This is a genomic window from Novosphingobium sp. CECT 9465 (genome assembly GCF_920987055.1).
Lineage (GTDB): Bacteria > Pseudomonadota > Alphaproteobacteria > Sphingomonadales > Sphingomonadaceae > Novosphingobium.
In genome coordinates, this window is record NZ_CAKLBX010000001.1 from 2848409 (window position 1) to 2863499 (window position 15091).

The following is a 15091-nucleotide window of genomic DNA, read 5'->3' on the forward strand; positions in this document are numbered from 1 at the left end:
AGATAACGTCCGCTTGCCCGCCCACCAAACAATTGCCCCCGTCAATCTATGACAAGGTAATACCCCGTGGCGCTGGCAGAAGAATTGCTCAACACGATTTCGAACCGGCCACTGTAAAGCGGGGTCCACGTGCATTGGCGGTTCCGCGCCTGGCCGGGTGGGCAGACCGGTCGGGCTTCGCCGTCCAGCACCATGAAATCGATTCCTGCCTGCCCCGGAGTTGCCACCGCGACCCGTGCCGCCCGGCCTCCATCAAAGAGTTGCGGCAAACGCACGGACTTGCCGGGATCGAGCATACCCGTCTTGTAGGCCGGACCAAGCACACGTCCCCGGTACGGCGGAGTCTGCGGCGGCTTTGCCTTGCCGCGCCACGCGGCCATTGCATCCGCCGCACCGTCGGCAGGGCGCGCACCCAGCCCGTCAAGCGCCGCCAGCAAGATGCCAAGGCGGGTGGGATCGTCCTGCGCACGTTCCGCTTGCGCCAGCAATTGCGCCACCGCTGCGGCTGGCTCCATCGGATCGTAGGCTGCCAGAACCGGCGCAGGGTCCGATCGGCCCGTCGTACAGCCTGTTCCAAGGCTGCCGGTCATCAGGCAGGCGAGTGCAAAAGCAGCACGTTTCATGGGGCAGGCTCCAGAATGAATTGTGCGCCACGCGGCGCATCGCCCAGCCGCAGCATCAGGCCATGGCGTTCAGCAATGGCGCGCGAAAGCGCCAGACCAAGACCATGGCCGGGTTTCTCGCCGGGCACGGTTGCCCGCACGAAACGCTCAAAAATGCGCTCGTGCTGATCGGAGGGAATACCGGGGCCGTCGTCCTCGATCACAATGCGCGGCCCCTGCATCAGCGTCAGGCGGACGCGCCCGCCTTCAGGAACGTACTTGATGGCGTTGTCCAGCAAGTTGGACAGCAAACGTGTGATTTGCATGCGCTCTCCCAGCATTGTCACCCCCGGCGCAATCGCGGTTTCCAGCGTCAGCCCGGCGTCTTCAGCGCTGTCTTCGTAAAGATCGGCAAGACCATGGGCGATGGCACTGAGGTCAATCTCCGACAGCCCCGCCAGTTGACCCCGGCGACTTTCGGCAGAGGCAATGTCGAGCAGCGAATCGAGCATCGTGGTGATGCCGCGAATGTCCTCGCGCGATTGGCCGATGGGTCCACCCGGCGCTTCGGGCCGCCCCAGCATCGCGGCACCCAGCCGGTTATCGAGATGCATCAGCGGTGTCCGCACCTCATGCGCGACGTGTTCGGACACCTGCTTGTAGGCTTTCAGCAACTGCGCCTGCCGTGCCAGCAGGCGCGCGCCGTGCCCTGCCATTTCGTCAATCTCGTCACCCCCGCGCAAACGCGCCGGGAAGCTCGCCGCGCGCCCGTCGGCTGCTGCACCCAGCGCTGCATTCACCGCATCCATGCGCCGGGCAAGGTGGCGCGAGGTAATCCACGCAACCAGCGCCACCGCGCCGATGATACCCGCACCCACGACAAGGAAAACCGCCGATAGCACCAGCAGCGAAGCCCGATCGCGGTCATATTCACGTGCCACCAGCAATTGCAGATCCGGCGCAAGCTTCGCCCCCTGGGCATAGACATCCGTACCGTCCGCCAGCGTGACGAAGCCTTCCTCCGACATTGCCGCATTCAACAAGGGCCAGCGGCGTATGTCGCCCGAAAGCGGGCGTCCCGCCCCATCGGCCAGAAGGTAGTGCGAACGCCGCCCCTCAAGGCTGACCACATCCTGCCGGTCATTGACGCGACGGCGCAATTCATCGCGCCCGGCCGTGGCATAAATATCGATCAATCCCGCCATATCCGTGGCAACCGTCGCCGAAAGCGAGGCGCGCGTCTGGCGCTGGATCGTGATCGTGGTCACCGCAAAGAGCACCGCCACCGCGATGATCGCGATCAGGATCGATGCCGCCGTCAATTGCCCGAAGATCGAGCGATGGCGCGGGTGCCTTGCGGATCTGGCTGTGGAATTGCGGGAAAGGGGCGCCGTCATTCGCCTCTCGTCAGGCGGTATCCCGCGCCCCAGATCGTCTCCAGTGCGGGGGTGGCAAAGCCCTCCTCCAGCTTGCGCCGCAAGCGCCCGATGTTGACATCCACCACATTGGTCTGCGGATCGAAGTTCATGTTCCAGACATCGCGCAGCAGCATCTCGCGGGTCACCGTCTCGCCCGCGTTCTCCATGAAATAGCGGAACAGGCCGAATTCGCGCGGAGACAGCGCAATGTGCTGCCCACCGCGGAACGCCGTGCGCGCCTTTACATGGCATTCGAATGCACCATAGATGATTACAGCGCCATGCACCTTGCCCGACGACCGGCGGTGCAGCGCATGCAGCCGCGCGACAAGTTCCTGCGGTTCGTATGGCTTGGCAAGGTAATCGTCGACGCCCGCGTCCAGCCCCTCGATCCGGTTCTCGCTGCGCCCCAGCGCCGAGATCATCAGAACCGGCGTACCGACCCCTGCCGCGCGTAGCCGCGAAACGATGGTCAGTCCGTCCACATCGGGCAGCATCCGATCAAGAATGATCACATCGAACGGCTCGGCGCCCGCGCGCTGCAATCCGCCGGTGCCGGTCTGCTCCCACGCCAGCCGGTCCCCGTCATGGGCCAGCAGCGCCTGCACCGCCTCTGCTGCGCGGGGATCGTCCTCGACATAGAGGATGTTCAGATTGCCCATCGATACTGCACCCCCCGGCTGGCCACTGTTGCAGCAAGACCGTCCGGCGCGATCATTTCACGCCGGACGGCCCGCATGCAACCGTTCAGTTTTCAGCGCATGTCCTCTACCGAGACCCAGCCCTTGGTGCCGAAGCTGTCCTGGACCTCGATAAACAGACCCTGACGCTGGCCGGTAGGGGTGAGAGCGGTCCCGGCCCGAACGGTGCGGAGGCTTGCAGATTTCTTGTCGGCACTGGCAAACATCTTGGTATCGATGGCCGTGGTTGCTGCGGCCATTGCCGGTGCAGCGGCAGGTGCCGGTGTTGTGGTGGCCGGGACCATCGCGGCAAGCGCAGGGCCTTGCGCCGAAACCGCATTGAACGCCTTGATGAACGCTTCGATCAACATCTGGCCGTCCTTGCTCCCGGCATAGGCCGCACCCACCGCCCCATTGGCCACCGCACCGATCGTGCCGCCACCACCGCCGAAGGAAATGCTGGTTTTCTTCACTTCGCCCGCACCCTGGGCAACGGTCTGGCCGCTGGCCGGGCTGATCATGCGGATGCCTGCGGCCACGACCTTCTTCTTGCCACCGAAGCCGCCAAGCATGCCCAGCATCGATCCGCCGCCGGGAATGCCGCGCAGCATGCCGCTGGCCGCGCCTGACCGCACAAGGCCTTCCATGGCAACGCCCTTGGCGGTCTCGATCGATTTGTCGACCTCTTCCTTGTCGCCCGCGATCACATTCATCAGGAACGATGCGGGCTTGCCGCTGGCAGTATTGTGCACGGTGAAGCAGCCCGATTCCACCGCCAGCGCGGCGATCAGTTCGCGCGGCGAACCAAGGCCATACTTGGTCCAGCCTTGCGTATCTCCATCGACCAGCGCGACCGAGCCATAGCTCTTGTCACACTTGTTCAGCGTGACCGGCGGCTCCTTGTCCGCTGCCGCTGCGGTGGTGGGAACGCCACCCAGCATTGCGGCTGCAAGCGCGAAAGCGGCGATGAACTTGTTGTTGCGATACATGGTCGGCATCCCTCGAAACCCTGCCGCCAGTTGTGTGCGGCACGATGCGATCATGCTCCACCGCGCGCGCACTCGACACACAACAGTCCTGTCACCCTTGTGACAAATGCCGTCATCTTCGTTGACGGGCGGCGACCTGGCCGCCCGTGCACACTCAGGGACGAACCTGGCTGAACACCACCACGCCGTTCACTGTGCTGGTTTTCGAGGCAGACAGATCGTTGATCTGGTAGCCCAGCCCGACATGGCTTGCCCCGCTGCCGTAGAGCGATCCGAATGCCGATGCGCTGCACGATGTCTGGCAACTGCTCGTGCTCGGCAACCTTGCGATGCCGACCGAGCCCGACGCGAAACGCATGTCCGCACCAACCGCAAGGCCGCCGTCGGAAGGATCGGCAGAGCCACCGTTGGTGCCGATATGCCAGCCGTTCGTCCCGGTCTGCACGTTCAGATCGAAGCCGACCTGCGCCTGTGTGCCGAACTGTACCGCCAGCGACCCCGTAACCGTGCCAGATTGCCCGTCCGGTGCCTGGAAATCGGTCGGCGCGGTCGAGCCGGCCAGTTGATAATCGACCTTGCCCGATGTGGGCACACGCACTGCGGGCGTTCCGGTCAGGATATGCGTGTTGGGATTGAGATTGGCGTTGGAACTGCTGCCGTCCCACCGGCTCCACGCCACGGCATCGCCAAAGCGGCCATGTTCCTTGAGCGCGGCTGGCGCGCCATAAACGAAAGTCGTCGACGATGTGGCCTTGATCCGGCTGATCGTGCCGTCCTGCGCAACATCGACTTCAGGCGCAACGTACCCGTTGATGCCGCCATCGGCGAAGGTGTAGGTCGCGGCATTTGTCAAAGTGGCAGCACCCGCAGGCGGAGTGGTTCCGCCACTTGTGCCCGAAGCCTTGAATGCCGCCGCTCCGGTGATCCATTTCGCGCTATTTTCACCGTTGACGACCGAATATGTGACGCCGAACTTGTCCGCACTGCCCGCGAACGATCCGTTGAACCCAACGGTGCAGGTGGTTGTACTGCACGGCAAAAGTCCGTCATTCCCGGCAATCACAAAGCCGATCTGACCGTTCGGGTAGACGAGCAGGTCGCTTTGCGAACGGGAAATGTCCGCAAGGCCGCCAGCGGTTGAGAAGTCGAAGTTATAGGGTTCCCCGCCCGCGCCACCGCTGGGCATGGCAACGCGCCCTTCCATCGCGATGCGCGGGACGGTCGTGCCGAAGTTGATCGCAAGGCTTGCGGTAAATGTGCCCGGAGCGCCCGATCCGTCGACCCATGTCGGCCTGGTCGCGGCCAGCAGGCCATATTGAACAACGCCTGCCGTCGGCGCCGCGAACCCGGTCGGCACCGCGCGGGTCAGCATGTAATGCAGGCCCTGATTGGCGTTGAGCGTAAACGTGTTGGCCCCGGTATTGGTGCCATTGCTCCAGCGCCCCAGCAGCACGTCGGCATCGCCCGCCACATCGCTGATGGTCATCGTACCGGGAGTCCGGGTGAAGCCCCCTGCCCGCGTATAGCTTGCCAGCCCGCCATCGGCGTTCAGGGTATAGGAAAGCGCCGCAAAGCCGTTTTCACTGCCCGGAAACTGGACATTGTTGGAAAGCCTGAGCGTGGTCAGGATGTTGATCCGGGGTTCGTTGCCATTGAAGCCCCCGGTGTAGGACGTAAGCACGCCGCTGTCGGCGGGCGGGGTAGTGCCGCCGCCCGTAAACGTGCCCTCCCTGCCAAAGATCGCCGCCCCCTGAAGGCGTCCTGCATTGAATGCGCCGCCATAGGTCTGGTACATCAGGCCGAGCCGGTTTTCAGGCGTCGTGCCGGCAAAGTCGCCGTAAAGCGTGATGTTGCAGCCCGTGCCACCACTGACGCAGGCTGCGCCTGTGCCGGTCATGCCCGCGCCGAAGAAGTAATTGTTCAGGCTGTCGTAGATCACTTCCTGCATCTGCCCGCCAGCATAGTTGGGCGTCGAGAACGTGTAAGTCACATCGCCGCCCGTCTCAGGCATCACGATCGTGCCCAAAGTGCGGAAACGCAGTTGGGTATTGTTGCTCGAAAAGCCGATGGTCAGCGCTGCATCGAACGTGCCGGGCGCGCTGCGCCCATCGGAATAGACCGGGCGGGTCGCGGCCAGAACCTTGTAGTCGATCGTGCCGGATGTCGGCAGCGGCGCACCCTTTGGTGCCAGGACGACATAGGGCAGGCCATTGTTGATGCCGAAGCCTGAGGACGTGGTCTTGAACCGCGCGGTGCCATCGTAAAAGCGCCCGACCACCGCGCTGGCATCGCCCGCCACGTCGGTTACCTTGGCGGTAAGCGGCGCGATGTCGCCCGCTGTGGCAAGCGAGCCATCGCTGTTGAGCGTGGGCGTGGAATTGGCAGGCTGGATATTTCCGGCATTCCCGGCAATCGCCTTCGATCCGCTGGCGTTGGACGGGAAGCCGCCGGTGTAAGTGGTCAGCCGCACCGGGGGGGTGCCGCCACCTGTATCGGGCAGGCCCTCGAACAGATCGGGATTCCCGCCACCCGCCAGATAGACGTAATAACTCTGGATGAAGGTCAGTGTCGCCCCATCAAACAGCGCGGCCAGCACGCCCGCATCGGTCAGCGCCTTGAGATAGGCAAGGATCTGTTCCTGCGTCAGCAGGGTATAGCCCGAAGGCGCACCACCTGCGGCAAGATAGGCATAATAGGCTTCCAGCGCCGTGACGTAGTTTGCGTAAACCGGCAGGGCGGTATAGCCATCCGCGCTGCCGCCGCCCGCCAGATAGGCGTAATATGCGGTCAGGAACTGGGCCTGCCCGGCCAGCAGGGTGTTCAGGTTGCCACTGTCGATCAGCGCTTTGATATATTGTTGCAGCAGGGCAAGATCGGCCCCGGTATAGGCGCTCGGCACACCGCCAGCCTGAAGGTAAGCCACATAGGCCGCTACCGCATCGGCGAAGGCCTGGAAGTTGGGCGGCGTCGGCAGGCCTGCGTAAAGGTCTGGATTGCCGCCCTCTGCCAGAAACGTGAAGTATGCGCTGTAGAACGCGCTCAAACGGCCCAGAAACGCGCCCTTCGCGCCTGCTGCCTGCAACGCTGCCAGATAATTGCGGATTTCGGCCTGGCTCAGCGCGGTATAGCCCGAAGGCAGTCCGCCATTGGCGAGGTAATCGTAATAGGCCTGCAACGCCGTCGCGTAATTGGTGAACACGTTGAACGGCAGGCCCTGCCAGCCATCCAGTGTGCCGCCGCCCTGCAGATAGACCAGATACTGCGCGTAGAATGTCGCGTTTCCGCCAAGGAAGCGATCAAGCGCGCCCGCCGCCGCCAGCGCATCGAGATACTGGCGCAGCACACCCGCATCAAGCGCGGTATAGGCGCTGGGCAGTCCGCCAGCCGCGAGGTATGCCTGATAGCTGGCCAATGCCTGCGCATATCCGGCAAAGACATTGGCGGGCAGGCCCTGCCATGTATCGATCACGCCGCCCGCGCGCAGATGCGCAAGGTAGCCTGCATAGAATTCCGCCTGCGCGCCCAGCACCTGATTGAACAGACCGGCCGCATGCAGCGTTTCAAGATACTGGCGCAATACCGCAGGATCGAGCGCGGCATAGCCGCTCGGCAACTGACCGCTGGAAAGATAGGAGAAATAGGCCGTCAGCGCGACGCGATAATGCGCGATGAACGCCGTGCCGCCATTGGCGAGATAGGCCCGCAGCAGCGCACGGTCAGCCTCGGCCAGCCGCACCAGCAACCCGGAATCGTTGAGGAAAGTGATATAGGCACCCAGCGTCGCCTGCGTTGCGCCCTCGAACGCCAATGGATCGCCGCCGCCGCGCAGGAACGCGAAGTAGGCGCTGGTCAGGCTGGTGTAGCGGCTGACGAACTGATCGGCATTCCCGCCGCCAAGGATGAAGGCGAGATAGGCATCCACCAGCACACGGTTCTGGCCGGAAAGCGCGGCAAAGCCATCGGTGCGGCCACGGTAGGAGATGAACGCGTTGATATCGGCGAAGGACGTTCCCGAAAACGATGAGGGGGCAGCACCCGACCGCACGAGATCGAGGAACTGCACCATCAGCCCGGCATAAACCGTCAGGAACTGCGCGTGCGCCCCGCCATCTGCGAGATAGCGCAGATAAGTGCGGATCACATCGGCCTGCGCCTGATTGAAGGGGCGTCCACCGTTCAGCCGTTCAAGCTGTGCGGCATAGGCGACAAGGCTAGAAAGGTCGTCGGACGGGAAGGTTTCAAGCGTCGGGTTGACCACAGCGGCTTCCACGCGCTGCCCGGCAGAGACGATATCGCCCGATGCACCAGCGGCGGCAAGCGCTTCGCCCAGCACCACCGGAACGCCGTTTTCCGCCGCTGCGGCAGGGCCGCCTTCGCTGATCGAGGCGACTTGCACTTGTGGAGGGATAGCAGGCGTGTTTGCCTGAGGGCGCACGGGTGTAGCCGCGGCAGCTGCGCGCGTCAGGCGCGGTGCCGGAGCAGCGGGCGCGCTGGTGGCGAGACGCGGATGGCCGTTGGCAACCTCCCATGCCTGCCCGGCAGTGAAGCGCTTTTCCTCGCGTCCGTTGGCGATCACGCCAAGGCCGGTCAGGATGCGCCCGGTCGCCTTGGGCTTGCCCCTGGCGTCGGTGCCCACCGAAAAGCTGCCCGATGATCCCGCGCCACTGATCCTGCCCGAACCTTGTCCGGCAAGGTGGATCACCGCGTCGGCCTTGGCAGCGCCGGTGACCGTCACGTTGCCCTTGAACAGTTCAACCGAGCCATCGGGGCGCAACTGGAACTCCGCGCCTTCGACGAACGAGAGCATCGCGCCATTGGCAAGGCGCAACTGGGTGACGCCGGTCGGCTGGCTGACGCGCTCGCCGCGCAGGGCGGCGGCGGCAAGGTCTGCATTGTCGGCAAAGACGATTTCCTGAGCGCGGGGCTGCGCGGCCAGCGCCAGCGACGATGCGCCGATCAGGAGGGTGGCGAGGGTCTTGCGATTCATGGGGAGTCTCCCGGCCATTTGCAGCAGGATCTAGAATTCGAAGCGAGCGCCGGCCTGCACGGTCCAGCGTTCGTGATCGTAAAGCGCGATGTTCGACCAGTTGCGCGACCATGTCGCCTTGGGCTGGAAGAACAGGCCGGGCACAACCGCGATCTTGACCGCAGCGGTCAGATCGAGCCGTTCGTCATGGCGCTTGCGCATGAACAGCAGGTCGGCACGGTCATAGCGGCGCAAGTCGAAGGCCGCACCTGCGACCAGCGCAACTTTGGGCGTGACCGGATATTCCACGCCGGCGCTGATGCCTGCGAACGTGTTCGATTCGGCATCGCCTGCCTGCTTGCGGGTTTCCTCGTGCCCGCCGATCAGGTTCACCGCATAATTGCGCGCGGAATAGCCGATGCCAACGGCGAAGCGGTCTGCATCACGCAAGGGGTCGCGGTCATAATCGAAGCGGTTGTACTGGACCGAGGCGGAAAGCGCGCGGCCTCCAGAAAGCAGGTGGGTGTACTGCGCGATTCCGCCGAACGCGGTGCGAAAACCGCGATGGCCGAGCCAGTATTTCTGCACCTGCCCCGACAGCGAGAAGACATCGCGGCTGGCGAACGTGTGGGCATAGCCTGCGGTGCCGGTCACGCTTGCCTGATCGAAGGCGGCGCTATCGAGATTGTCGCGCCAGTTGCCGAGCAGCGATCCGAACACGCGATCCTGCCGCCCGACTGCGCTGACAGCGCTGACGCCTGCGGACAGATCGTAGAATTCATCCTTCTGCGCCCGCGCCCCTGCCCCCAGCGAACCCGGCCCAAGCGCTGCGAACAGCGGGATCGTGATCGAGGTGAGTTGCGTGGCGGAATTGATGTTGCTGTCATGCCCGAACGCGGCTTCGCCAAAGCCCGAAACGTCCGATCCGCCACCCTTGATCTGCCGATCAAACTGGCGGACGAAGCCGGTGAAGCGCTGACGCACCGGATCGGGGATCGTCGGATCATCGACCACGGTCGAAAACTGATCGCGCGCGGTGTCTATATCGCCTGCCAGAGCATAGGCACGGGCCAGTTCGGCACGAGCAGGCGCGTTGTCCGGCTGGCGCGCAAGCACACGCTGGAAGGCAACGATCGCCTCGCCATAATGCCCTGCATCGGAGGCGGCGAGGCCCAGTGCGTAATCGAACGCCGGATCGCCCGCCCTTGTGCCCATTTCACCACTCAGCGCAGCATAGCGCGCTTCGGCTTCGGCGGGCGATGCTGCGGCCTGCTGGCCGAACGCCGGCAGTGGCAGCCCCGCCACGCAGGCGGCTGCGCAGGCCGTTGCCTGCAAGACTTTGTGGTTGAACGCCATCGCACCCCTCGCTGGTCAGATGGCATTCCAGCTATCGCGCCATGGCGGCAAAGTCCGATGACAAAGCCTGTTAGCGTGGTGACAAGTCTTGTTGCGCCGGTCCGGTAACGGTCTCCTTCCCCATCAGAATGCGATGCTGAGCGAGCCGCGCACTGAATAGTCGATAGTGCCCTGCACCTGCTCCGCGCCGCCCGCGAGTTGCCAGGTATAGTCCATCCCGCCTGCCAGTATGCGCGCTTCGCTGGTCCAGCCGGATTTCAGCCCATCGGGTGTAAGGCGGAAGCTGTCGCCATCCTCGAAGTTTGCCACCGTATCACCCAGCTTTCCGGCCAGGCGCGAGCGGTAGCCGCCTTCGAGTTCCACCGTGAACGGGCGATTGTCGCGGGTATGTTCGCCCGCACTCCACGAAGCGGTGATGCTGCCGGTGCCGGTCAACTGATCGGATTTGCGCGAAGCGACGGTAAGATAGATCTCGTCGTTGCCGCTTTCGGTGTAGCCTTTTTCGCTGAGGCGATAGTAATCGAACATCGCCATAGGCTTGAGCGAGAAGCCGCCGCCAAGGCCGACCTTGTACGAAGCGCCGCCCTGCGCGCCGACGGTCCAACCCTTCCAGCTGCCTGCTGCGCCATAGACCAGATCGGCATCGTCCACTTCACCGGTGAAAGTGCGGGCCGAGGTGAGCGAGACGCGCCCGACGGATGCCTTGGCGTATGCATAGAACGGGCCGCTGCCCATCCGCCAGAAGCCGCCGAGTTCATAATTGCTGGCGTCCGTTGTCTGGTAATCGCCGGTCGCGATATCGCCCTTGGTATAGGCGAACGACACGCCGACATTGCCAATGCCGGTGATCCGTTCGATGCCGGACGAAATGCCCCAGCCCTTCACCTTGAAGCCAGCCGTTCCGGTTTCATCCTTGCTTCCACGGAACCATATCGGCTCAAACCATCCGCCTGCATTGCTGATATCGAACAGCGAATTGTCATCCATCAGGTGGCGCGAGGCAAGGCGCGCACTGCGCGTGACGAAATCGAACACACCGCCGGCGTAATCCGGCAAAAGCTGGTTGAACTGGCCTTGGAGCGCAGCGACATCTTCGACCTGCAACAGGCTTGAGCCGAGATATTCGTAAAGCGTCGCCTGGGCATAAAGTGCTTCGTATGCGGCCGATTGTGCCGCGGTAAGGCCAAGTTCGGCGGCTGACTTGCGCGAAACGTCGAGCACCAGCGTTTCGCCGACTACGCTGACATCGCCATTGAAAAGCACCGGCAGTTCGGTGGTGGTCGCATCGAATGCAGGCGACCCTTCGAGCGTGTCGGCGGTGAGGATGGTGTAGCTGCCTTCGGCGTTTTCGAGCGAGGAGATCGTGGCAGAGACTTTCGATCCACTGGCAAAAGTTGCGGTATTCACGTCGATCATCGAGGCGGTGCCTTCGCTGCCATCGATATAGACTTCGAGCGCACCGCCCGAATTGACGGTCAGGCTATCGAAGCTGAGTGTGGCCACTTCACTCGCGCCGAACTTGCCACCGTTCACGGTGACGGCAAGGTTGGCGGCGTTGCTGAGCGTACCCGAAAACGCGGCAGTGTCGGCAAGGCTGAGCGTACCTGCATTTCCCGCCAGATCGACATTGCCGAGAAAATAGCTGCTGCCCGACATCGCCATGGTTGCCGTGCCGCCGCCGAAGTTTATATCGCCTTCATAACCGCTATCGCCGGAAAGCAGGACCTTATCGTTCCCGGCACCCAGAAAGCTGTCTCCATAGACGCGACCCGATGCGACATCGAGCAGATCATTGCCGCTGCCGGTGTGGATATCGCCAGTGATCGCGGTGTAGATCGTGGGGTTGGCAGAGTCGTAATCGTCCTCGGCCTGTTCTTCCGTCTGGGCGTCCTTGTCCATGTCGTTAAGGTACTGCTTGATCGTGACGCCGCTGGTATTGGTGGAGAGATCAATCGCGCGCAGATCGTCGGTGCTCGATCCGGTGACGGTGATGTATCCGGTGTTGTCGATTGTGTTAAGCGTACCGGACTTGTCGACGATGGCATACGCCGCCCCTTCGCCGGGCGAACTGATCGCGGCCTTGATCGTGCCACTGTTCGACAGGCTGGGCACGGTCGCGCCCTGATTGATCAGGAGCGCGGTGGCGGTTTCATCGATGGTTGTGGCGGTGATCGATCCCGATACGCCGATGCCGTTTGCCATCGTCACCGTGCCGCCCTTGCCGCCGATCACCACGCCGAAAGCTTCGGTATTGCTGTAGACGGCATTTGCCGAAATGGTGCCATCGATGGCGAGCGAGAATTCGCCATCGCGGCCCTTGACTTTGCCTATGGTGATATCGTTCGCACTACCGACCAGCAGCGCAGGGCTGTTGCCGACCGAAGTGATCGCGCCCGTCACTTCCGAACTGTCGGTCGTGCCATCGTCGTCCTCGTCAGTGTCGGTGTCGCTAAGGCTGTATGGTGGTGCATCAAGCAGGATGCCGCCTGCGACATTGCCGGTCACTTCCACCGCCGCCTTGCCGGTGCGCAGGGCCGTGCGCGAAAGCGTCTGCGTGGTGCCACTGTCAGTCGTGTAGGAAGCGCTTTGCGAAACCGTGCCCTGGATGCGGAACGCCCCCCCCCACATCACCGCCGAGCACCACGGCCTGCGCCCCTTCGCCAACGACGCTGACCGTGCCTTCGACGGTGACGTTGCCGGTCACCCCCTGCGTGGCGATGCCCGCACTGTAATCACCCACAACCGCGATTGTGCCGCTGCTGGCAATGCTGCCGACGATATTGGACTTGGCGACTATACCGCCAGAGTTCAGACCATCGACCGAGATGGTGCCTGTGTTGGTGATCGTGGCCGTGGTCGTCGCGCCGGAATTGACGAGAATGCCGTAGCGGTTGCTGGCCGAGGCGATCGGGCCATCGGCGATGCTGTTGGAATCGGTATCATCGGCAGTGAACGATTCGCTTACGGTAATCGCGCCGGCATTGGTGATGGTGGTCGTCTGGCCTGCGTTGACGACGATACCCGCATCGCCATCGTTGCCGCCGGTGTTGGAAATGTATCCGCCATCGTCGAGTTCCACGGTGTTGTTCGAATCGACCGTGACCGCCTTGCCACCATCTTCCAACGTGATCGAGCCGTCGTCACCAATCTTGATATCGCCCAGCGCGGAGGTCGTTACCGGGGTGGTCCGGTCCGCATCGATCCCGGTGGCGGCGAGGACAGATTGAGGAACCAGCAGCGCAAGCGCCACAGGCGCCGCGGCCAGCGTCGACAGAAAGGTGGTGGTGCGCAGACGGTTCATGGGCGAAGGTCATTCCCGAAAGAGGCCCGCGCCGGGGTGCGGTCGGCGCGGGCCAGTTTATTGTGCGACCCGAAGAGCTAGCCACGGGTTCGTTCGACAGGTGGAGACCGGACCGGCATTTCGTCGTTTCCGCCTCCGCAGCGCTTAACGAAGGCATCGCTGCAACCCTTCGCCGCCAATTCGAAAAAATCCGGTAAGGCGCGATCGGGCATCCGTAAATCGGCGGTTCACCTTGCGGGCGGCAGTCAGGCGTCGCAGCCCACCGGGGCTTTGGTGCAAGACGGCGGGACTCCTTGACCTTCCATGGCGACATACGTTCGGAAGCGGTTGCGGGCGATGACGCCCCGCTGAGCGCGTTCGAGCCGGTTCATCGCGATGCGCTGGACGACACCGCGCTGATGGGCGAAGTGGCGCGCGGAACGGTGGAAGCCTTCGCGATCCTTGTCGAGCGCCACTCGCCCGCCCTGTATCGCGTGGCCATGCGGATGCTGTCCGATCCTGCCGAAGCTGAGGACGTGGTGCAGGACTGCTTTACCCGGTTGTGGCAGAATGCGGCCCGGTGGCAGCCAAGCGGGGCGGGGCTGGTCGGCTGGTTGCACCGGGTAGCAATGAACCTGTGCTTCGATCGCAAACGCCGATTCCGCGTGGTCACGGTCGAAACCCTGCCCGATCCAGCCGACGAAACCCCTTTGGCCGACCGGATGATCGAAGCTGGCGAGGCCGCGCTTGCGGTGAACGAGGCGCTGCGCGACTTGCCGGAGCGCTACCGCGCCGCACTGACGCTTTGTTATTATGAGGGATTTTCGAACGCCCTTGCAGCGCAGGTACTTGATCTTAATATCAAGGCGATGGAATCGCTTCTCTTCAGGGCACGGCGGCAGATGCGTGGACTTCTGGAAGCGCGCGATATTTCTTGCGGTGATCTTGGGGCGATTGCCTGATGGCCCGCCCGGTTCCCCGCTCTCCCGCCGCCAGAGAAGCCGCGCTGGACGCCGCGCTGGCCAAGGCTGTGCCCCCGTCGCTGCCACCGGGCCTTGCCGCGCGAATCGTGGCAAATGCCACCGCGCAGCCGCAGCTTCCGCCCGAACCCGTGCTTGAGCCTGAAGTGATCGAGGTCGCGCGCAAGACTTCGGCAGACGTGATCGCCTTTGCATCGATTTCACCTGAAACGCCCGCCCCGCGCCGCCGCTTTGCCGCGATGACGGGACTGGCCGCTCTGGCTGCAAGCGTGGCGGCGGTGTTCGCGCTTGGCCCGGCCGGCACCCAGACCGCTGTCCCGGTTGCGGGTAATCGCGCGGCGCCGATGATCGCTTCCGCACCAAAAGTAGCGCCCGCACCCGCACCCGCAGCGCAACCTGTCACGCCACAACCTCGGATGGCGCAGATCGCGCCGTCACCGCCTGTCAAAACTCGCGCGGTGGCCGAACCACCGATTGAGGCAGAGCCGGAAAGCCCTGCTCAGGCGCCGATCGTGATCGTTCCCGAAACGCAGCTTGCCACATCGGGTGAGCGCCCAGCCGCGCCGGTTGCCGGTCCGCACGCCGATCCATCGCCGGTGGTTCCCAATGGCGGCCTGATGGGTCCGCCTGCGCCGCAACAGGCATGGAGCTTTGGCGGGGGGACGGGCGGCCCGATCACGTTGCCGGGAGCCAAGCCGCCATCGGCGCCCGGTTCCGGTACGATGCCGCCAGCGCCGTCCGGCGGCGGACTTGGCGGTGGCCCGCCGGGGCATCGCTGATCCGCAGCGACGTGGGTCTGTCGCTTTCCTGCGGGCCGGAC

The 15091-nt window shown here is 63.8% G+C and carries 10 protein-coding genes; 2 read left to right on the forward strand and 8 right to left on the reverse strand.

Annotation, left to right across the window (positions count from 1 at the left end; translation table 11 throughout):
* Positions 1 to 41: 41 nt before the first annotated feature.
* The 8 genes from LUA85_RS13970 to LUA85_RS14005 form a co-directional block, all read right to left on the reverse strand.
* Entirely contained in the window at positions 42 to 623 is a 582-nt protein-coding gene (locus tag LUA85_RS13970) for a hypothetical protein (protein WP_231470899.1), read from the reverse strand.
* Positions 620 to 1999, reverse strand: a complete 1380-nt coding sequence (locus LUA85_RS13975; RefSeq protein WP_231470900.1) for a HAMP domain-containing sensor histidine kinase — start codon at positions 1997 to 1999, stop codon at positions 620 to 622. Before LUA85_RS13975 ends, LUA85_RS13970 begins: the two co-directional genes overlap by 4 nt.
* Positions 1996 to 2682 carry a response regulator transcription factor gene (locus tag LUA85_RS13980; RefSeq protein ID WP_231470901.1) on the reverse strand — a complete coding sequence of 229 codons (687 nt, stop codon included), beginning with the start codon at positions 2680 to 2682 and terminating at the stop codon, positions 1996 to 1998. The genes LUA85_RS13975 and LUA85_RS13980 overlap by 4 nt, the downstream gene beginning before the upstream one ends.
* A gap of 92 nt (positions 2683 to 2774) precedes the next feature.
* The gene (locus tag LUA85_RS13985; RefSeq protein ID WP_231470902.1) at positions 2775 to 3689 is read right to left on the reverse strand and encodes an SH3 domain-containing protein; all 915 of its coding nucleotides are present in this window, start codon (positions 3687 to 3689) and stop codon (positions 2775 to 2777) included.
* A gap of 154 nt (positions 3690 to 3843) precedes the next feature.
* Positions 3844 to 8676: a hypothetical protein gene (locus tag LUA85_RS13990; protein ID WP_231470903.1), complete on the reverse strand. Its 4833-nt coding sequence runs from the start codon at positions 8674 to 8676 to the stop codon at positions 3844 to 3846.
* A 30-nt stretch (positions 8677 to 8706) separates the two neighbouring features.
* The gene (locus LUA85_RS13995; protein ID WP_231470904.1) at positions 8707 to 10011 is read right to left on the reverse strand and encodes a porin family protein; all 1305 of its coding nucleotides are present in this window, start codon (positions 10009 to 10011) and stop codon (positions 8707 to 8709) included.
* 123 nt (positions 10012 to 10134) lie between these two features.
* Complete coding sequence (locus LUA85_RS14000) at positions 10135 to 12639, reverse strand: autotransporter outer membrane beta-barrel domain-containing protein (RefSeq protein ID WP_231471882.1); 2505 nt, start codon at positions 12637 to 12639, stop codon at positions 10135 to 10137.
* Positions 12578 to 13312, reverse strand: coding sequence for a hypothetical protein (locus LUA85_RS14005; RefSeq protein WP_231470905.1), 735 nt, complete (start codon positions 13310 to 13312; stop codon positions 12578 to 12580). The genes LUA85_RS14000 and LUA85_RS14005 overlap by 62 nt, the downstream gene beginning before the upstream one ends.
* 293 nt (positions 13313 to 13605) lie before the next feature.
* Between LUA85_RS14005 and LUA85_RS14010 the strand changes: the two genes are divergently transcribed.
* Positions 13606 to 14253: an RNA polymerase sigma factor gene (locus LUA85_RS14010; protein ID WP_231470906.1), complete on the forward strand. Its 648-nt coding sequence runs from the start codon at positions 13606 to 13608 to the stop codon at positions 14251 to 14253.
* Positions 14253 to 15050, forward strand: a complete 798-nt coding sequence (locus tag LUA85_RS14015; protein ID WP_231470907.1) for a hypothetical protein — start codon at positions 14253 to 14255, stop codon at positions 15048 to 15050. The genes LUA85_RS14010 and LUA85_RS14015 overlap by 1 nt, the downstream gene beginning before the upstream one ends.
* Positions 15051 to 15091 lie beyond the last annotated feature (41 nt).

Excerpts from the sequence above, each read along its gene's own strand:
- LUA85_RS13970 (WP_231470899.1), bottom strand. The coding sequence starts at position 623 with ATGAAACGTGCTGCTTTTGCACTCGCCTGCCTGATGACCGGCAGCCTT.
- LUA85_RS14000 (WP_231471882.1), bottom strand. The coding sequence starts at position 12,639 with ATGTGGGGGGGGGCGTTCCGCATCCAGGGCACGGTTTCGCAAAGCGCT.
- LUA85_RS13980 (WP_231470901.1), bottom strand. The coding sequence starts at position 2,682 with ATGGGCAATCTGAACATCCTCTATGTCGAGGACGATCCCCGCGCAGCA.
- LUA85_RS13990 (WP_231470903.1), bottom strand. The coding sequence starts at position 8,676 with ATGAATCGCAAGACCCTCGCCACCCTCCTGATCGGCGCATCGTCGCTG.
- LUA85_RS13995 (WP_231470904.1), bottom strand. The coding sequence starts at position 10,011 with ATGGCGTTCAACCACAAAGTCTTGCAGGCAACGGCCTGCGCAGCCGCC.
- LUA85_RS14005 (WP_231470905.1), bottom strand. The coding sequence starts at position 13,312 with ATGAACCGTCTGCGCACCACCACCTTTCTGTCGACGCTGGCCGCGGCG.
- LUA85_RS14015 (WP_231470907.1), top strand. The coding sequence starts at position 14,253 with ATGGCCCGCCCGGTTCCCCGCTCTCCCGCCGCCAGAGAAGCCGCGCTG.
- LUA85_RS13985 (WP_231470902.1), bottom strand. The coding sequence starts at position 3,689 with ATGTATCGCAACAACAAGTTCATCGCCGCTTTCGCGCTTGCAGCCGCA.
- LUA85_RS13975 (WP_231470900.1), bottom strand. The coding sequence starts at position 1,999 with ATGACGGCGCCCCTTTCCCGCAATTCCACAGCCAGATCCGCAAGGCAC.